Raw genomic sequence first — 17,295 nt, forward strand, 5'->3', positions numbered from 1 at the left:
CTTGCAAACAAGGACCTGGTTCCGTTTCGCTGCTCAGTGAAGTGCGAAAAGGAACCGAAGCGGGACGAGGGCGTCTGCCCATCCCGAACTTGAGAACTGAGGGAGTGATCATGAGCGACGAGACGACAGTAGGCGGCGAAGCCCCGGCCGAGAAGGACGATGCCCGCCACGCCATGAAGATGGCGAAGAAGAAGGCAGCGCGCGAAAAGATCATGGCGACGAAGACCGACGAGAAGGGTCTGATCATCGTCAACACCGGCAAGGGCAAGGGCAAGTCGACCGCCGGCTTCGGCATGATCTTCCGCCATATCGCCCACGGCATGCCCTGCGCCGTCGTGCAGTTCATCAAGGGTGCGATGGCAACCGGCGAGCGCGAGTTGATCGAGAAGCATTTCGGCGATGTCTGCCAGTTCTATACGCTCGGCGAGGGCTTCACCTGGGAAACGCAGGATCGCGCCCGCGATGTTGCGATGGCTGAAAAGGCCTGGGAGAAGGCGAAGGAACTGATCCGTGACGAGCGCAACTCGATGGTGCTGCTCGACGAGATCAACATTGCTCTGCGCTACGACTACATCGACGTCGCCGAAGTGGTTCGCTTCCTGAAGGAAGAAAAGCCGCACATGACGCATGTGGTGCTCACCGGCCGCAACGCGAAAGAAGACCTGATCGAAATCGCCGATCTCGTCACTGAGATGGAGCTGATCAAGCATCCGTTCCGTTCCGGCATCAAGGCGCAGCAGGGCGTGGAGTTTTGATGAGCCAGAGCTGGCAGTTCTGGGCGCTGCTTTCGGCCGCCTTCGCTGCGCTCACGGCGGTGTTTGCCAAGGTCGGGGTTGCGCAGATCAACTCCGACTTCGCAACGCTGATCCGCACCGTCGTCATCCTCTGCGTGATCGCCGCCATCGTGGCGGCGACAGGGCAGTGGCAAAAGCCATCGGAAATCTCCGGACGCACCTGGCTGTTTCTCGCGCTGTCCGGTCTTGCCACCGGCGCCTCCTGGCTTGCCTATTTCCGCGCGCTCAAGCTCGGCGACGCCGCCCGCGTGGCGCCGATCGACAAGCTCTCGATCGTCATGGTCGCAATCTTCGGCGTGCTCTTCCTCGGTGAAAAGCTCAACCTGATGAACTGGCTCGGCGTCGCCTTCATTGCCGCCGGGGCGCTGTTGCTGGCGGTGTTTTGAGCGCGCCTGCTCTGGTGCCTGTTCACTGAATGCTCGCCTCAATCAATCCGTAATCCCGACACATGCAGTGGTTGTGACGAGCGGGAGGACGGGATGGAGGTTGACGGCAATTGGAGCGAGCGCCTTCCTGATCCGTCGGGCCAAGTCGCGCAGTTCGGCAGACGCTGGAAGCGTCGCAGCCTGAGGGTGAACCCTGCTTCAGACCCACCGGCGGACACGCCTGCAATAGGCACCGTAGGCGTCGCCGAAGACCTTGGCGAGGTGAGTTTCCTCCATGCGGATCTGGTAGGAAATCGAGATCCAGGCGGAGAGCGCCAGCGCCACCGAGATGACGTTGGGCACCGCCAGCACCGTGCCGATCAGCGCGGTCACCATGCCGACATAGATCGGGTTGCGCGAGAAGGCATAGAGGCCTGAGGTCACAAGCGGCGCGTCCTGCTTTTCAGGGATGCCGATCTTCCAGGAATGACGCATCGCCCATTGCGACAGCATCGTCAGCCCGCCGCCGAGCGTCATCAGCGCCAGGCCGACGGCGTGAAGGATGGGGGTGTCGAGCGCCGGGATCCGGCCGAGGGCAGCATCGACGGAGGCCGGGAGCATGGCGACCGCCAGCAGGTGGATCACCAGCGCTGCGACGATCAGGCGGAAAAGCCTGCCCGCAAACCCTTCCGCATCGTCGCCATAGGTCAGCACGACCGGCGAGCGGCCGGATTGCACACGGCGGAGGATCGCCAGCGCGAGCGTGGACAATCCCACGACGAGCATCAGGATGGCGGGAAGGGTGGTGGACATGGAAACCTCTGGAGCGAGCTGACAAGACAGGAGCGCACGACGGGTAGGCGGCCCATTTGAGCGTCTACCCGGCGAAGCATTCTGATCACCTTGCAATCTCTAGTAACTAGAGGTTCAAGCGCCGGAGCTGTCCGACTTTCGTCGTGGTTACCGGATCTTATTGCCAAGCGTTGGAGGCTGTCATCGTCGCCCCCGCCGTGTCGGAAGGTCGGCAAAATTCGAGTCTTGACGGCTGCTCCTTCCGCCGAGCGATTGCATAGGCAGGAGGCCGCACCCATGTTAGACCGTCGACAGGCTAAATACGGGTGAACCTTGAAGAATACTCTCAGAGCTGCGGTTGGTGTCGCATCGGTCTTGCTGTTCTTGTCATCAGGTGTGGCGGGGCAGGCGCAAACCGTGAAGAGCGGGGCGTCACGAGCTCAAGAAACGACGACCAGCCAGAAGGCGAAACCGAAAACTAAAACGACGCGCAAGCAAAGGGCTGCGGATGAAGCCAAGGCCAAGGCGCTCGCCGAAGCGCGCCGTCCACGGATTTGCAAGACGCGGGAGAACGAATGCAGCTATGGCGCAGGTCCGGTCGGAGAGCAGTGCTCGTGCTGGTCGAAATCCGGTGCGCCTGATCTTGGCATAACTGTCAGGCGTTGACCGCCCGCGACCTTCGCGCGGGCAGGCAAGCGTGCGTCGCTCGAAGCGACGCCTGACGGCGATAGAAATCACGGGTCGCCTGGTTCGTTCTGAAAGCTTGGGATTGGGTTTAGGTGATGGAAGCCGGCGTTGAACGCAAAATAATGACCGATCTCGAGAACAGCGCGCTCCAGTTTGCAACCCGAGCACACGGCGAACAGAAGCGTAAGTATGACGGTCGGCCCTATATCGTTCATCCGATTGCGGTGGCGGAGATTGTTCGAAGCGTGCCCCATACGCCCGAAATGATCGCCGCAGCGCTGCTTCACGATACGGTCGAAGATACCGACGCGACGCTGCTGGAGATCAAGGAAGCGTTCGGCCCCAAGGTCGCAACACTGGTTGCGTGGCTCACCGACATATCCACTCCGTTCCACGGCAACCGACAGGTGCGCAAGGAACTGGATCGCCAGCACCTCGCATCGGCGCCCGCCGCGGCGAAAACCGTCAAGCTCGCCGACCTGATCGACAATGCGATAGCGATCAAAGCCGGCGATCCGAATTTCTGGAAAGTGTTCGGCGCCGAGATGAAGCGCTTGCTGGAGGTCTTGGGCGACGGCGACGAGACCCTTCTCGCAAAGGCCCGTGCATTGGCGCCGGAATGAGAGTGCTGCCGTCTATCGGCAAGCATGTCTGCGCCATGTCGACCCGGTCAACCGGTCATCCACGATCGCAGAACGGACATGCATGTGCGGTTTTGCCCGCCGGTGTGGCCCAGCCACGCCTCACAGGCTGCGCGGTTGCGGCCGTTAGGACAGCGCAGAATTTGCCGAGCGCGCCGCGCCTCAATGCCCCAGCCAGATCCTCAAGGGATGCGTCGGATCTGCGAGCAGCCGGATCGCGAGCGCGATCGAGACGATGACGAGCAGCGGCTTGATGATCTTGGCGCCTTTGGCCATGGCATAGCGCGAGCCGACCTGGGCGCCGAGGAACTGGCCGAGGCCCATCAACAGGCCGACCTTCCAGAGGATGGCGCCGAAGAAGAGGAAGACGCCGAAGGCGCCGACGTTGGAGCCGAAGTTGAGGAACTTCGTGTGCGCCGTCGCCTTCAACACGCCGAAGCCGGCGAGGGTAACGAAGCCGAGCATGAAGAACGAGCCGGTGCCGGGGCCGAAGACGCCGTCATAAAAGCCGATTAGCGGCACCAGCGTCAGCGTGAAGACGAAGGGGGTGACGCGGCTGTGCTGGTCGACGTCGCCCATGTTCGGCTTCAGGCCGAAATAAAGCGCAATGGCGATCAGCAGAAAGGGCAGGATCGCCTTCAGCACGTCGCCGGGAACGATGGTTGCGAGCAGGGCGCCGAGCACGGCGCCGGCGGCCGACATCAGCGCCATCGGCAGCTGCTCTTTCAGGTTCACGTGGCCGCGCCGGGCATAGGACAGCGTGGCCGAGCCGGAGCCGAACAATCCCTGCAGCTTGTTGGTGCCGAGCGTCTGCAAGGGCGGGATCCCCGCAATGAGCATGGCCGGAATGGTGATCATGCCACCGCCGCCGGCGATCGAATCGATGAAGCCTGCGATGAAGGCGGCGACGAACAGGAAGGCGAGCAGGTGGAAGGCGAGATCTTGCACGGCGGGGACTCGAGAGGAGAGCTGTCAGGCGGGATTTTCCGCCTTGTGTCAGAGCCCGGCGCGATTTGCAAAGCCTTCCGTCGCGGTGTTGCTGTCCATGCAGGTGTCGAAATTGAAAAACCGACAAAGATTCAAAGCCTTGTTCCGGCTCGCTGTCTTTCTGGATGGAGGCGCTCTCGCCCGCATGGTGCCGAAGAAGGGCTGTCCTTGCGATACGGCAGGCGGATGACGATCTTCCTCAAACGCGACATGGCGATGGCGCAATCCGGTTTGACCGGCCTTCCGCGCTCCGGTAAAAATGAAGGATATGCGACGGCGTCCGCTTTGGCGGACTGAAAGAGCGTCCGGTGCGGCCGACCCAGTCAGGGGGCCATCAGCCGGTGCTGTCCAGATCGGCCGGGACGGATCGTCCCAGCCGGCGCTTCGTTAAGGAGAACAACGAAGGGAGCCGGCCGCCGATGCCATCGGGCCAACACTCTGCACAGACGACGAAAGCAGGAGCCAGGCTGGTGCTCGGGCTCGGCTGCGAGCGTCGCACGCCGGCTGAAGAGGTGATCGCCCTTGCCGAGCGTGCGCTTGCCGATGCCGGTGCTGCGCCCGGCGATCTGCGGCTGGTCGCCTCGCTCGATGCTCGCGCCGAGGAGCCGGCGATCCTGGCGGCCGCTCAGCATTTCGCGGTTCCGGCCGCGTTCTACGATGCCGCCACGCTCGAAGCCGAAGCTTCCCGGCTCGCCAACCCCTCCGAGATCGTCTTTGCCTACACGGGTTGTCATGGCGTTGCCGAGGGCGCAGCGCTGGTCGGCGCCGGTCGCGAAGCCGTGCTGATTGTGCAGAAGATCGTCTCCGCCCATGCGACGGCCGCACTTGCCGGGCCGGCGACCTTGCGCGCCGAAAAGCGCATCCAGGCGGCGGAGGCTGTCTGATGCGTTCTTATGTTGTTGAATTGAATCAATCTTTTGCCCGGGGTTTCTCTCAAGTGGAATCCGGTTCTTTAGATAGCGCGTCAGGCGTGCCTTTGGGTGGCGCCGAAATACAGGTGGGACAGCACGCATGATCGACGACCTCTTTGCCGGATTGCCGGCGCTCGAAAAAGGTTCGGTCTGGCTGGTCGGCGCCGGCCCCGGCGATCCCGGCCTGTTGACGCTGCATGCGGCCAATGCGCTGCGCCAGGCGGATGTGATCGTGCATGATGCGCTGGTCAACGAGGATTGCCTGAAGCTCGCGCGGCCGGGCGCCGTGCTGGAGTTTGCGGGCAAGCGTGGCGGCAAGCCGTCGCCAAAGCAGCGCGACATCTCGCTTCGCCTCGTCGAACTCGCGCGCGCCGGCAACCGGGTGCTGCGCCTCAAAGGCGGCGATCCCTTCGTCTTCGGTCGCGGTGGCGAGGAGGCGCTGACGCTGGTCGAGCACCAGGTGCCGTTCCGAATCGTGCCCGGCATCACCGCCGGTATCGGCGGGCTTGCCTATGCCGGCATTCCCGTGACCCATCGCGAGGTCAACCACGCGGTCACTTTCCTGACTGGCCATGATTCCTCCGGCCTGGTGCCGGATCGCATCAACTGGCAGGGCATCGCCAGCGGCTCGCCTGTCATCGTCATGTACATGGCGATGAAGCATATCGGCGCGATCACCGCCAACCTCATTGCCGGCGGCCGCTCGCCGGACGAACCGGTCGCCTTCGTCTGCAACGCCGCGACACCGCAGCAGGCGGTGCTGGAAACGACGCTTGCGCGTGCAGAGGCCGATGTTGCGGCGGCAGGGCTGGAGCCGCCGGCGATCGTCGTCGTCGGCGAGGTGGTGCGGCTGCGCGCAGCACTCGACTGGATCGGCGCGCTCGACGGGCGCAAGCTTGCCGCCGACCCGTTCGCCAATCGCATTCTCAGGAACCCGGCATGAGCGGATTGCTGATTGCCGCGCCCGCGTCCGGCTCCGGCAAGACGACGGTGACGCTCGGGCTGATGCGCGCCCTGAAGAGGCGCGGCGTGGCGATCGCGCCCGGCAAGGCGGGGCCGGACTATATCGATCCCGCTTTCCACGCGGCAGCGACCGGCGAGCCCTGCTTCAACTACGACCCCTGGGCGATGCGCCCGGAACTGCTGCTTGCCAATGCGTCGCATGCCGCCTCCGGCGGGTGCACATTGATCGTCGAGGCGATGATGGGACTGCATGACGGTGCTGCCGACGGCTCGGGAACGCCAGCGGACCTCGCCGCGACGCTGAACCTTGCGGTCATTCTGGTGGTCGATTGCGCCCGCATGTCCCAGTCGGTTGCCGCCCTCGTGCGCGGCTATGCGGATCATCGCGACGATATCCGGGTGGTCGGCGTCATCCTCAACAAGGTCGGCAGCGACCGGCATGAAATGATGTTGCGCGATGCGCTCGGCAAGGTGCGCATGCCTGTCTTCGGCGTGCTCCGGCAGGACAGCGCATTGCAACTGCCGGAGCGCCATCTCGGGCTCGTGCAGGCGGGCGAACACTCAGCGCTTGAGGGCTTCATCGAGGCGGCGGCCGCGCGGGTCGAGGCTGCCTGCGATCTCGACGCCATCCGCCTGATCGCGACGATTTTCCCGCAGGTGCCCGCGGCGGCCGATGCCGAGCGTTTGCAGCCGCTGGGTCAGCGCATCGCGGTCGCGCGCGATATCGCCTTTGCCTTCTGCTACGAGCACCTGCTTTACGGCTGGCGGCAAGGCGGCGCGGAGATTTCCTTCTTCTCGCCGCTCGCCGACGAGGCGCCGGATGCGGCAGCGGATGCCGTCTATCTTCCGGGGGGCTATCCGGAGCTGCATGCGGGGCAGCTGAGCGCCGCCGCCCGATTCCGTTCCGGCATGCATTCCGCGGCGGAACGCAGCGCCCGCATCTTCGGCGAGTGCGGCGGCTATATGGTGCTCGGTGAAGGGCTTGTCGCTGCCGATGGCACACGCTACGACATGCTCGGCCTGCTGCCGCTCGTAACCAGTTTTGCCGAGCGCAGGCGGCACCTCGGCTATCGCCGCGTCGTGCCTGTCGACAACGCCTTCTTCGATGGACCCATGACGGCGCACGAATTCCACTATGCGACCATCGTCGCCGAAGGGGCGGCCGATCGGCTGTTTGCGGTCAGCGACGCCGCCGGCGAGGATCTCGGCCAGGCGGGCCTCCGGCGCGGCCCTGTCGCCGGTTCCTTCATGCATCTGATCGACGTCGCAGGTGCTGCATGAGCGCACCGATCGTTCATGGTGGCGGCATCACCGAGGCCTCTACGCGCTATGGCGGCCGGCCCGAAGATTGGCTCGATCTGTCGACCGGCATCAATCCATGCCCCGTGGCCTTGCCAGCGGTCCCTGAGCGCGCCTGGCACCGGCTGCCGGATCGGCAGACGGTGGATGATGCACGGAGCGCCGCCGCCGACTACTACCGCACCAACGGCGTGCTGCCTTTGCCGGTGCCGGGCACCCAGTCGGTCATCCAGCTCCTGCCACGTCTTGCTCCGGCCAACAGGCAAGTCGCGATCTTCGGGCCGACCTATGGCGAGTATGCCCGCGTGCTTGAAGCGGCCGGCTTTGCTGTCGATCGCGTCGCGGATGCCGACGCGCTCACGGCCGAACATGGGCTTGTCATCGTCGTCAACCCCAACAACCCGACCGGCCGCGCCTTGGCGCCGGCGGAGCTTCTGGCGATCGCCGCAAGGCAGAAGGCGAGCGGCGGACTGCTGCTGGTCGATGAGGCCTTCGGCGATCTTGAGCCGCAACTGAGTGTCGCTGGTCACGCGTCAGGGCAAGGCAACCTCATCGTCTTCCGCTCCTTCGGCAAGTTCTTCGGCCTTGCGGGCCTGCGCCTCGGCTTCGTCGTTGCGACCGAGCCAGTGCTTGCGTCCTTTGCCGATTGGCTCGGCCCCTGGGCTGTCTCCGGCCCGGCGTTGACGATCTCGAAAGCGCTGATGCAGGGCGATACGAAAGCGATCGCGGCGGGCATCCTCGAGCGTCGCGCCGGCCTCGATGCAGCTCTCGATGGGGCAGGGCTCAACCGTATCGGCGGCACGGGGCTATTCGTGCTGGTCGAGCATCCCAGGGCGGCTCTGCTGCAGGAGCGGCTCTGCGAGGCCCATATTCTCGCGCGCAAGTTCGACTATGCCCCGACCTGGCTCAGGATCGGTCTTGCGCCTGACGCGGCCGGTGACCGACGGCTGGCGGACGCGCTTGCCCGTATGGAGCTCTGAGGTGTCGGAGACGATCCTGCTCATTCTCGCGCTGGCGCTGGTGATCGACCGCGTTGTCGGCGATCCGGACTGGCTCTGGGCGCGCGTGCCGCATCCGGTCGTGTTTTTCGGCAAGGCCATCGGCTTTTTCGACGCGCGGCTGAACCGGGAGGACCTCGAGGATAGCGCGCGCAAATTTCGTGGCGTCGTCGCGATCCTTTTGTTGCTTGGCATCAGCGCCTGGTTCGGCCATCTGCTGCATCGCCTGTTCGCCGTCCTCGGACCGCTCGGCTTTCTGCTCGAGGCGGTTGTGGTCGCGATCTTCCTGGCACAGAAGAGCCTCGCCGATCACGTGCGTCGCGTGGCCGGGGGCTTGCGACAGGGCGGGCTGGAAGGCGGGCGTGCCGCCGTGTCGATGATCGTTGGTCGCGATCCAAAGACGCTCGACGAGCCGGCGGTCTGCCGTGCCGCGATCGAAAGCCTTGCCGAGAATTTCTCCGACGGCGTCGTGGCGCCGGCCTTCTGGTACGCGGTTGCCGGCCTGCCGGGGCTTCTTGCCTACAAGATGCTGAACACCGCCGATTCGATGATCGGCCACAAGTCGCCAAAATATCTGCACTTCGGCTGGGCCTCGGCCCGACTCGACGATCTCGCCAACCTGCCGGCAGCGAGGCTCTCGATCCTTTTGATCTCAGCCGGTGCGCTGATCCATCGTGGCGTAAGCGCCGCCAAGGATGCGCTGACCGTGGCCCTTCGCGACCATGGTCTGCACCGCTCGCCGAACTCCGGCTGGCCGGAAGCGGCCATGGCCGGCGCGCTCGATCTGCAGCTTGCCGGTCCGCGGATCTATGGCGGCGTCAAGGTCAGCGAACCGATGATCAACGGTCCGGGCCGAGCGGTTGCAACAAGCGAGGACATCGACGCCGGTATTGCTGTATTTTATGGCGCCTGCACGGTCATGGCCGGGTTTGTTCTTGCAATCGCAATGATTTGATCGCGGAAGTTGACCTTCGCATTAAGACTCTGCTTTCCATATGTATTAAGATCGTATCATATTCGATCAGTTATTCTCCTGGAACGTTTGGTTCCACCGGTACGTGTTCGTCTTCCCGGAGAGAGAAGCATGCGCAAAAGCTTTCTGACTGCGCTGATTGCCGCTCTGCTGCAGTTTGCCGTTCAACCCGCGAACGCCGCCAATCTCATTGCCGATATCAGCCTGTCGTCGCAGACGATGACCGTGCGGCAATACGGCGTCGTCATGTATCGCTGGAAGGTGTCGACGGCGCGCAAGGGCTATGTGACGCCACGCGGCAGCTGGAGCGCCAAATGGCTCTCTCGCAATCACCGTTCACGCAAATACGACGACGCGCCGATGCCATATGCCGTGTTCTTCAACGGCGGCTACGCCATCCACGCCACCTACGACATCAAGCGGCTCGGCCGCCCGGCATCGCACGGCTGCGTGCGGCTGCATCCAAACAACGCGGCGGAGTTTTTTGCGCTGACGCGGGAACATGGGCTGAAGAACACGCGGATCGTAATTACGCGGTGACGCCTGCCTAGCCAGCCCCTCATCCCCCTGCCGGGACCTTCTCTCTGTTTTGAAGGGGAGAAGGGATCCGAGGCACCGTTTCCGCTTCATCGTCGAGCGTTTCGTAAGAAGTGAACGGTAGAACACGCGTCCCCATCTTCAACGTGATCGCTTGGCTTTCCTCGGGTTAAACCCGAGGAGAGGGCAATTCTGTCGGGCACTTGATGAGGCAGCCAAGAGCCGCTGGCGACCGTCAGTCGATGCCTGCCACATGCATCAGCCGGTCGAGGCTCGGCACGGTGACGTGGCGGCTGTTTTCGATGCGGATGACGTTCTCCTTGCGGAGCTTGGTGATCTGGCGGCTGACGGTCTCGATGGTGAGGCCGAGATAGTCGGCGATGTCGGCGCGCGACAGCGGCAGGTCGAACACGTTCGAGGTGCCGTTTTCTGGGTCGACGTGAGTCGCGATGATGTAGAGGAAGCTTGCGACCTTCTCCTGCGCGGTCTTGCGGCCAAGGGTGAGCATCCAGTCGCGCGCTTCGTCCAGTTCCTTCAGCGCCTGCTCGTGCAGCCGGTGTTCCAGCCCGGGAGCCTCGGAGACCAGCCGCTCGATGACGTTGCGCGGGAAGCAACAGATGTCGGTGTCGACAGCCGCTTCCGCCGTCAGCGCGCTTTCGCGGGTGAAGGGCCGGCCCATGAAATCAGGGGCGAACTGCAGGCCGACGATCTGCTGGCGGCCGTCGGCCAGCACCTTGCTGAGCTTGACGACGCCGGAGATGATATTTGCGTAGCTGTCGGTGGTTTCTCCCTGGCCGATGACCTCGCGGCCGGGCTCGATGCTGCGGCGGGTGGAGTGACGGCTGAGGTCGAGAAGCTGATCCGGAGAGAGCGTACCGCAAACGCCGCCATGGCGCGCCTCGCAGGCGGAGCAGACGGCTGGAACGTCCGAATTATGGATATCCTTGCGGCGATGTTCGTTCACGATCTGCAATTCTTTCTACCTGCATTCCATTGCTCCCTGGATGACCAAAGAGGATGCGGGTCGTTAAATCAAGAGTTGACAGGTGCTAATTCCGAAAGCGCGAAACAATGTCTCATGCTGGCTTGAGCATTGTCAATTTTAACGTGTTAATTCGCCGGCTTGATCAAAATCAAAGGCCTCATTGCCGATCCGTCCTAAGCCGTTTTCATGACAGCGGAGAGACTGATGGACGACGCGCTAATCCTCAAGCATGCGAACCCCGTGCCACGCTACACCAGCTACCCGACCGCGCCGCATTTTTCCGAAGCGGTGAGGCCGGTTGACTATCAAAGCTGGCTCGGGGCGATCGGTCCGGATGAGGCGATCTCGCTCTATGCTCACGTGCCCTATTGCGACCGGCTCTGTTGGTTCTGTGCTTGCCATACCAAGCAGACGCTGCGGTATGATCCGGTGGCAACCTACCTCACGGGCCTGCATCGGGAGATTGCAGAGATTGGCGGGCGGGTGAGCCGCGAAGCCAAGGTAACGGCCCTGCATTTCGGCGGCGGCTCGCCGACGCTCGTCAGGCCCGACGACCTGATCGCGCTGAAACGCGCCTTTACCGATCACTTCACCTTCGCGGCTGATTGCGAGATCAGCGTCGAGATGGATCCGAACGATCTCGACGAAGCGCGCCATGATGCGTTGGCCGAGATCGGTATGACGCGGGCGAGCTTCGGCATCCAGGATTTCGACCCCGTCGTGCAGAAGGCGATCAACCGCATCCAGACCTTCGAGCAGACGCGTGACGCGATCGAGGCGTCACGGTTAAGGGGCGTGCATTCGGTCAATTGCGACGTGCTCTATGGTTTGCCCTATCAAAGCCTGCAGTCGCTTGAGCGCACCATGGAGGCAGTGCTTTCGCTCGACCCCGATCGCGTCGCACTATTCGGCTACGCCCATGTGCCGTGGATGAAGACGCATCAGAAGATGATCCCGGACGAAAGCCTGCCCGGCATCGTCGAGCGCTTCGCGCAGATGAGCCGCGCGGCCGAAATGCTGGATGCCGCCGGCTACGAGGCCATCGGTATCGATCATTTTGCGAAGCCCGACGACAGCCTGGCGCGGGCCAGCCGGGAAGGGCGTCTCCGTCGCAATTTCCAGGGCTATACCGACGATGCCGCCGAAACGCTCGTTGGGCTTGGCGCCTCCGCGATCGGCCAGTTTCGTCAAGGTTATGTCCAGAACATGCCGGCGACCGGTGAGTATCTGCGCCATGTTGAAAACACGGGGCTCGCTGCGGTCCGCGGTTATCGCTTCACACCGGACGACACTTTGAGAGCAAAAGTGATTGCCGACGTCATGTGCCGTTTTGCCTTCTCCTTTGCTGAGGTTGAGGAAGCGTTTCCCGGGCTGGCAGGGGCTGTGATCGAGGAGGCACGGCTGTTTCGGGCGCGCGACGTGGATGGGCTGACGACGATCGAAAACGGGGTTTTCCGCCTGACTGAACGCGGCAGGCCCTTTGCCCGCTCGGTTGCAGCCACCTTCGACGCCTATCTCGGCAACGGCCGGGGCCGGCATTCGGTGGCCGTCTGACCCCATGCTCTGTCGCAACACCGTTTTCCAATTCGAAAGCCTTTGCCATCAAGGCCATTGGCTTTTGCGGCGCATTTACCTATAGGATCGCCGAGACTCGACTTAAAATATTAGAGGTATGCGCGTGACAGCTACATTCGACAAGGTTGCCGACATTATCGCGGAAACGAGCGAGATCGATCGCGAGACGATTACGCCGGAAAGCCACACGATCGACGATCTCGGCATCGACAGCCTGGACTTCCTCGACATCGTGTTTGCGATCGACAAGGAATTCGGCATCAAGATTCCGCTCGAGCAGTGGACGCAGGAAGTCAACGAAGGCAAGGTTTCGACCGAAGAATACTTCGTTCTGAAGAACCTCTGCGCCAAGATCGACGAACTGCGGGCTGCCAAGGGCTGATCGGGCTTTCGCCCGAGCCTTGCCACTCGATTTCCAATGCCGCCCGTCGCGCCCCGCGCTTGACAGGCGGCATTGGCGTTTTTACTTGAGCCCGAAACCAACAGGGTGAGCCTCAATGCTCCTTGAATACTTCCAGATGATCGACCGTGTCGAAACGGTCGATCTTTCGGCTGGCCGGCTGACGGCGCGGTCCGTCGTGCCGGAGAAGAGCCCGGTGTTCGAAGGCCATTTCCCAGGCTACCCGCTGGTGCCCGGCGTGCTTCTGATCGAGACCATGGCGCAGGCCTCCGGTTTCCTGGTGCTCGCCGCCACCAATTTCGCCGCCATGCCCTTCCTGATGTCGGTCGACGGCGCCAAGATGCGGACCTTCGTCGAGCCCTCGGCCGAACTCGAGATCGAGGCTTTCCTCGAGCATGAAGGTTCGGGCTTCGCCGTCACCAAGGCGAAGATCACCTCTGGCGGCAAGAAGGTCTGCGATGCCCAGCTGAAACTGAGAACGATGCCGTTCGATCAGGTTCCGCTCGGCGATATCGTGCGCAAGCGGGCTGGAGAAGTGGGTCTGATGGCGGCGCTTTCGGCGGCAGCCGGTTCGGAGAAGTAAGATGAGCAAATCTGCAAACGACGTTGTCATTACCGGCGTCGGTATCGTCACCAGTCAGGGCGTCGGCGTCGAGCCGCATCTGGCGCTGCTTACCGCCGGCACGTCGCCGGCCGTGCGCGTCGAGACCGAAAAGTTCAGCCCCTATCCGGTGCACCCGCTGCCGGAGATCGACTGGTCGCAGCAGATCGCCAAGCGTGGCGACCAGCGGCAGATGGAAAACTGGCAGCGTCTCGGCGTTTTTTCCGCGGGCCTGGCTCTCGATGACGCCGGTCTCAAGGACAATCTCGAAGCCTGCGGCAGCATGGACATGATCGTCGCTGCCGGCGGCGGCGAGCGTGACATCAACGTCGATTCGCTGATCGTCGACGAGGCGCTGAAGCGCAACGACCGCGAACAGCTCCTCAATGAAAAGCTGACGACCGAACTGCGCCCCACGCTGTTCCTGGCCCAGCTTTCGAACCTGCTCGCCGGCAACATCTCGATCGTGCACAAGGTCACCGGTTCGTCGCGCACCTTCATGGGCGAGGAAGCGGCCGGCATCTCGGCGATCGAAACCGCCTTTGCCCGGATCAAGGCCGGCCAGTCGACCCATACGCTCGTCGGCGGCGCGTTTTCGGCCGAGCGCCTCGACATCATGCTGATGATCGAGGCGATCCAGGGCCAGGCGACCGGTGACTGGCACCCGATCTGGTCGCGCAGCCGCGACAACGGCGGCGGCATGATCCCCGGGTCGGTCGGAGCCTTCCTGGTGCTGGAATCACGCGAGTACGCCGAAGCCCGTGGTGCCCGCATCTATGCGACGATCGACGCGATCGGCAGCGACCGCGGCAGCCGCGCTGACGGCAAGCTCGAAGCACGCCTTGCGGACCTTGCGAAACCGGCCGAAAAGCTCGACCCGGCAGGCACCGTGGTCTTTTCCGGCACGTCAGGCTTTCATGATCTCGTCGCCAGCGAAAAGGCGTTCCTGCAGGCCAAGCTGGCCGGCGCGCCGGTGCGTGCCTATGGCGGCGTCGTCGGGCACAGCATCGAGGCGCAGTTTCCGGCGGGCCTCGCGCTTGCTGCACTCACGCTTGGCCACGGCGCCAAGGTACCGGCCTTCGACGGCAGCTTCGAAAAGCCGATGACGGCTGCTGCCCGGTCGGCGGTCGTGACCACCGTCGGTCATTCACGCGGCGAAGGCGTCGCGGTCCTTTCGGCCGAATAAGAGGAACGATTGATGAGCAACGCTTACAAGGATCATCTCGGTCGTCCGATCGTCGCCGTCACTGGCATGGGCGTCATCACCTCGCTCGGGCAGGGCCTGGAAGACAACTGGTCAGCGCTGACCGGCGGCGTCTCCGGCATCCGCAAGATCACCCGTTTCCCGACGGAGGGTCTCAACACCCGCATCTCCGGCATGGTCGATTTCATCGAGGTGCCGGCGGCCAACTCCGTCGAGCGCTCCTACGCCATGGCGCGCGAGACGACGCTGGAAGCGCTGGCGCAGGCCGGGCTTTCCGGCGACTTCAACGGTCCGCTGTTTCTGGCCGCCCCGCCGATCGAGCCGGAATGGAGCGCGCGCTTCGAGCTTGCCGACCGCTCGCCGCCTTCCGAACAGCCGGGCGATGCGTACAACCGTTTCCTCGCCGCGATGCGCCAGAAGGCCGATCCGGTGTTCCATGAGGCCGTGCTCTTCGGCTCGATCTCCGAGCGCCTTGCCGATCGCTTCGGCACGCGCGGCCTGCCGGTGACGCTCTCGACGGCCTGTGCCTCGGGCGCGACCGCGATCCAGCTCGGCGTCGAGGCGATCCGCCAGGGCCGCACCGATCGTGCGCTGACGGTAGCGACCGATGGTTCGGTCAGCGCCGAAGCACTCATCCGCTTTGCGCTGCTTTCCGCGCTCTCCACCCAGAACGATCCGCCGGAGAAGGCCTCCAAGCCCTTCACAAAGGATCGGGACGGCTTCGTCATCGCCGAAGGCGCTGCGACCCTGGTGCTCGAATCGCTGGAAGCTGCCGTTGCCCGCGGCGCCCGCGTCTACGGCATCCTGAAGGGCTGCGGCGAGAAGGCCGATCTCTTCCATCGCACGCGCTCGTCGCCCGACGGCGGCCCGGCGATTGCGACGATCCGCGCGGCCCTTGCCGACGCCGGCATCGACGAAGGCGGCATCGGCTACATCAACGCGCACGGCACCTCGACGCCTGAAAACGACAAGATGGAATATCTGTCGATGTCTGCCGTCTTCGGTGAGCATCTGCCGTCGATCCCGGTCTCGTCGAACAAGTCGATGATCGGCCACACCCTGACGGCCGCCGGCGCGGTCGAGGCGGTGTTCTCGATTCAGACGATGCTGACGGGCACGCTGCCGCCGACGATCAACTACCAGAACCCCGATCCGGCGATCGTGCTCGACGTGGTGCCGAACGTGAAACGCAGCCAGCAGGTGTCTGCGGTGTTGTCGAACTCCTTCGGTTTCGGCGGCCAGAACGCCAGCCTGGTGATGACGGCCGAGCCCGCTTGAGCCGACCTGGTGAAACGAAATACCCCCTCTGGCCTGCCGGCCATCTCCCCCAACAAGGGGGAGATCGACGCGCGGCCGGCCGATCGCTCCAATAACAAGGCCCGATTTCGGTGCTTTTCGTGAAGGGCAAAGGGGTGCCACATCCAATCTCCTCCTTGTGGAGGAGATGCCCGGCAGGGCAGAGGGGGCTAACGCGCCGCTCTCTGTAGAATGGCGACATGCCCACAAGACGTGTATATGCCGCCTGTCGATCTGAACATTTAAAGGAAGAACCATGCGCGCCCTGCAACTGCTCGATGACCGCAAGCTCGAAATCACCGACATTCCGGAACCGGAAGCACCCGGCCCGGGCGAGGTGACGTTGCGCGTCAAGGCGGTTGCGCTCAACCATATCGACGTCTGGGGCTGGCGCGGCATGGCATTCGCCAAGCGCAAGATGCCGCTCGTCATCGGCGCCGAGGCAGCAGGCGTCGTCGACAGCATCGGTCCCGGTGTTTCAAGCGTGCTTCCGGGCCAGCTCGTCTCGATCTACGGCGCGCGCACCTGCGGCCTCTGCCGTCCGTGCAAGGAAGGCCGCGACAACCTCTGCGAACATGTCGGCGGCGTTCACGGCTTCCACCTCGACGGCTTCGCGCAGGAAAAGATCAACCTGCCGGCGCGCCTGCTGGTACCGGCACCTCCGGGCGTCGACGCGGTCGCTGCAGCCCTTGCTCCGGTCACCTTCGGTACCGTCGAGCACATGCTGTTCGACAACGCCAAGCTTGAGCCCGGCGAAACCATCCTCGTGCATGCTGGCGGTTCCGGCATCGGCTCGGCGGCGATCCAGCTTGCCAAGAAGATCGGCTGCACCGTGATCACCACCGTCGGCTCCGACGACAAGATCGAGAAGGCCAAGGCGCTCGGCGCCGATCACGTCATCAACTACCGCACCGACCGCTTCGAGGGCGTGGTGCGCAAGCTTACCAAGAAGAAGGGCGTCGACGTCGTGTTCGAACACGTCGGCAAGGACACCTGGGCGGGCTCGATGCTCTGCATGAAGCGCGGCGGCCGCTTGGTCACCTGCGGCTCGACCTCGGGCGTGTCCACCGACATGAACCTGATGATGCTGTTCCAGCAGCAGCTGAAGCTGCTCGGCTCCTTCGGCTGCCGCATGGAAAACATGGCGAACGCCATGCAGAAGATGGCGCGCGGCCTCGTACATCCGGTCATCGACACCGAAATCGGCCTCGACGAGATCGACCGCGCGCTGGAGCGCATGGAATCGCGCCAGATCTTCGGCAAGATCATCCTGAAGATGGATTGATC

General features: G+C 63.6%; 20 protein-coding genes. 17 read left to right on the top strand and 3 right to left on the bottom strand.

Going from position 1 to position 17,295, the window contains the following annotated elements; translation table 11 throughout:
- Positions 1-110: 110 nt before the first annotated feature.
- Both cobO and IB272_RS08590 read left to right on the top strand, forming a co-directional pair.
- On the top strand, positions 111-755 hold the full coding sequence (gene cobO / locus IB272_RS08585) for a cob(I)yrinic acid a,c-diamide adenosyltransferase (protein WP_043617391.1): 645 nt from the start codon (positions 111-113) through the stop codon (positions 753-755).
- Complete coding sequence (locus tag IB272_RS08590) at positions 755-1,180, top strand: EamA family transporter (protein ID WP_060520612.1); 426 nt, start codon at positions 755-757, stop codon at positions 1,178-1,180. Before cobO ends, IB272_RS08590 begins: the two co-directional genes overlap by 1 nt.
- A 198-nt stretch (positions 1,181-1,378) precedes the next feature.
- On the opposite strand, the gene IB272_RS08595 is transcribed toward IB272_RS08590, so the two are convergent.
- Positions 1,379-1,972, bottom strand: a complete 594-nt coding sequence (locus IB272_RS08595; RefSeq protein ID WP_060520613.1) for an isoprenylcysteine carboxylmethyltransferase family protein — start codon at positions 1,970-1,972, stop codon at positions 1,379-1,381.
- 312 nt (positions 1,973-2,284) lie between these two features.
- Here IB272_RS08595 and IB272_RS08600 point away from each other — a divergent pair, with 312 nt between their 5' ends.
- Complete coding sequence (locus tag IB272_RS08600) at positions 2,285-2,617, top strand: hypothetical protein (protein WP_162727427.1); 333 nt, start codon at positions 2,285-2,287, stop codon at positions 2,615-2,617.
- Positions 2,618-2,733: 116 nt separating this feature from the next.
- Positions 2,734-3,261: an HD domain-containing protein gene (locus IB272_RS08605; RefSeq protein ID WP_060584891.1), complete on the top strand. Its 528-nt coding sequence runs from the start codon at positions 2,734-2,736 to the stop codon at positions 3,259-3,261.
- A 180-nt stretch (positions 3,262-3,441) separates the two neighbouring features.
- Here the strand turns inward: IB272_RS08605 and IB272_RS08610 are convergent, their stop codons facing one another.
- Positions 3,442-4,227, bottom strand: coding sequence for a TSUP family transporter (locus IB272_RS08610; RefSeq protein WP_060584895.1), 786 nt, complete (start codon positions 4,225-4,227; stop codon positions 3,442-3,444).
- Between IB272_RS08610 and IB272_RS08615 the strand changes: the two genes are divergently transcribed.
- From IB272_RS08615 to IB272_RS08645, 7 genes are all read left to right on the top strand, one after another.
- Positions 4,207-4,563 (top strand): hypothetical protein, encoded by a 357-nt coding sequence (locus IB272_RS08615; RefSeq protein ID WP_162733018.1) that lies wholly within the window; start codon positions 4,207-4,209, stop codon positions 4,561-4,563. The genes IB272_RS08610 and IB272_RS08615 overlap by 21 nt on opposite strands.
- Before the next feature lie 122 nt (positions 4,564-4,685).
- The gene (locus IB272_RS08620; protein WP_060584898.1) at positions 4,686-5,150 is read left to right on the top strand and encodes a cobalamin biosynthesis protein; all 465 of its coding nucleotides are present in this window, start codon (positions 4,686-4,688) and stop codon (positions 5,148-5,150) included.
- A gap of 130 nt (positions 5,151-5,280) precedes the next feature.
- A complete protein-coding gene (cobA, locus tag IB272_RS08625; RefSeq protein ID WP_176960267.1) occupies positions 5,281-6,120 on the top strand; it encodes a uroporphyrinogen-III C-methyltransferase in 840 nt (279 codons plus the stop codon).
- The gene (locus IB272_RS08630; protein WP_060584900.1) at positions 6,117-7,421 is read left to right on the top strand and encodes a cobyrinate a,c-diamide synthase; all 1,305 of its coding nucleotides are present in this window, start codon (positions 6,117-6,119) and stop codon (positions 7,419-7,421) included. The genes cobA and IB272_RS08630 overlap by 4 nt, the downstream gene beginning before the upstream one ends.
- Entirely contained in the window at positions 7,418-8,419 is a 1,002-nt protein-coding gene (gene cobD, locus IB272_RS08635; protein WP_113135752.1) for a threonine-phosphate decarboxylase CobD, read from the top strand. Before IB272_RS08630 ends, cobD begins: the two co-directional genes overlap by 4 nt.
- A 1-nt stretch (position 8,420) precedes the next feature.
- Entirely contained in the window at positions 8,421-9,392 is a 972-nt protein-coding gene (cbiB, locus tag IB272_RS08640) for an adenosylcobinamide-phosphate synthase CbiB (protein WP_060584902.1), read from the top strand.
- Between the two features lie 129 nt (positions 9,393-9,521).
- Positions 9,522-9,950 carry a L,D-transpeptidase gene (locus IB272_RS08645; protein WP_034788308.1) on the top strand — a complete coding sequence of 143 codons (429 nt, stop codon included), beginning with the start codon at positions 9,522-9,524 and terminating at the stop codon, positions 9,948-9,950.
- Between the two features lie 232 nt (positions 9,951-10,182).
- Here the strand turns inward: IB272_RS08645 and IB272_RS08650 are convergent, their stop codons facing one another.
- The gene (locus IB272_RS08650) at positions 10,183-10,920 is read right to left on the bottom strand and encodes a Crp/Fnr family transcriptional regulator (RefSeq protein ID WP_060584904.1); all 738 of its coding nucleotides are present in this window, start codon (positions 10,918-10,920) and stop codon (positions 10,183-10,185) included.
- A 216-nt stretch (positions 10,921-11,136) separates the two neighbouring features.
- On the opposite strand from IB272_RS08650, the gene hemN reads away from it, so the two are divergent.
- From hemN to IB272_RS08680, 6 genes are all read left to right on the top strand, one after another.
- Complete coding sequence (gene hemN, locus IB272_RS08655) at positions 11,137-12,486, top strand: oxygen-independent coproporphyrinogen III oxidase (RefSeq protein WP_060584905.1); 1,350 nt, start codon at positions 11,137-11,139, stop codon at positions 12,484-12,486.
- A gap of 118 nt (positions 12,487-12,604) precedes the next feature.
- Positions 12,605-12,889: an acyl carrier protein gene (locus IB272_RS08660; RefSeq protein ID WP_089044188.1), complete on the top strand. Its 285-nt coding sequence runs from the start codon at positions 12,605-12,607 to the stop codon at positions 12,887-12,889.
- A 115-nt stretch (positions 12,890-13,004) separates the two neighbouring features.
- Positions 13,005-13,490, top strand: a complete 486-nt coding sequence (locus IB272_RS08665) for a 3-hydroxyacyl-ACP dehydratase FabZ family protein (RefSeq protein ID WP_034788315.1) — start codon at positions 13,005-13,007, stop codon at positions 13,488-13,490.
- Position 13,491: 1 nt separating this feature from the next.
- Entirely contained in the window at positions 13,492-14,694 is a 1,203-nt protein-coding gene (locus tag IB272_RS08670) for a beta-ketoacyl-ACP synthase (RefSeq protein WP_060520622.1), read from the top strand.
- A gap of 12 nt (positions 14,695-14,706) precedes the next feature.
- Positions 14,707-15,990, top strand: coding sequence for a beta-ketoacyl-ACP synthase (locus IB272_RS08675; protein ID WP_060520623.1), 1,284 nt, complete (start codon positions 14,707-14,709; stop codon positions 15,988-15,990).
- A gap of 274 nt (positions 15,991-16,264) precedes the next feature.
- The gene (locus IB272_RS08680) at positions 16,265-17,293 is read left to right on the top strand and encodes a zinc-binding dehydrogenase (RefSeq protein WP_034788322.1); all 1,029 of its coding nucleotides are present in this window, start codon (positions 16,265-16,267) and stop codon (positions 17,291-17,293) included.
- The last annotated feature ends 2 nt before the right edge of the window (positions 17,294-17,295 follow it).

The organism is Ensifer sp. ENS08 (genome assembly GCF_014852195.1).
Lineage (GTDB): Bacteria > Pseudomonadota > Alphaproteobacteria > Rhizobiales > Rhizobiaceae > Ensifer > Ensifer adhaerens.

Bases quoted from the DNA above. Each gene is read 5' to 3' on its own strand.
- cobO (WP_043617391.1), top strand. From the start codon at position 111: ATGAGCGACGAGACGACAGTAGGCGGCGAAGCCCCGGCCGAGAAGGAC.
- IB272_RS08590 (WP_060520612.1), top strand. From the start codon at position 755: ATGAGCCAGAGCTGGCAGTTCTGGGCGCTGCTTTCGGCCGCCTTCGCT.
- IB272_RS08595 (WP_060520613.1), bottom strand. From the start codon at position 1,972: ATGTCCACCACCCTTCCCGCCATCCTGATGCTCGTCGTGGGATTGTCC.
- IB272_RS08605 (WP_060584891.1), top strand. From the start codon at position 2,734: ATGGAAGCCGGCGTTGAACGCAAAATAATGACCGATCTCGAGAACAGC.
- IB272_RS08620 (WP_060584898.1), top strand. From the start codon at position 4,686: ATGCCATCGGGCCAACACTCTGCACAGACGACGAAAGCAGGAGCCAGG.
- IB272_RS08630 (WP_060584900.1), top strand. From the start codon at position 6,117: ATGAGCGGATTGCTGATTGCCGCGCCCGCGTCCGGCTCCGGCAAGACG.
- cobD (WP_113135752.1), top strand. From the start codon at position 7,418: ATGAGCGCACCGATCGTTCATGGTGGCGGCATCACCGAGGCCTCTACG.
- IB272_RS08645 (WP_034788308.1), top strand. From the start codon at position 9,522: ATGCGCAAAAGCTTTCTGACTGCGCTGATTGCCGCTCTGCTGCAGTTT.
- hemN (WP_060584905.1), top strand. From the start codon at position 11,137: ATGGACGACGCGCTAATCCTCAAGCATGCGAACCCCGTGCCACGCTAC.
- IB272_RS08660 (WP_089044188.1), top strand. From the start codon at position 12,605: ATGCGCGTGACAGCTACATTCGACAAGGTTGCCGACATTATCGCGGAA.
- IB272_RS08665 (WP_034788315.1), top strand. From the start codon at position 13,005: ATGCTCCTTGAATACTTCCAGATGATCGACCGTGTCGAAACGGTCGAT.
- IB272_RS08670 (WP_060520622.1), top strand. From the start codon at position 13,492: ATGAGCAAATCTGCAAACGACGTTGTCATTACCGGCGTCGGTATCGTC.
- IB272_RS08675 (WP_060520623.1), top strand. From the start codon at position 14,707: ATGAGCAACGCTTACAAGGATCATCTCGGTCGTCCGATCGTCGCCGTC.
- IB272_RS08680 (WP_034788322.1), top strand. From the start codon at position 16,265: ATGCGCGCCCTGCAACTGCTCGATGACCGCAAGCTCGAAATCACCGAC.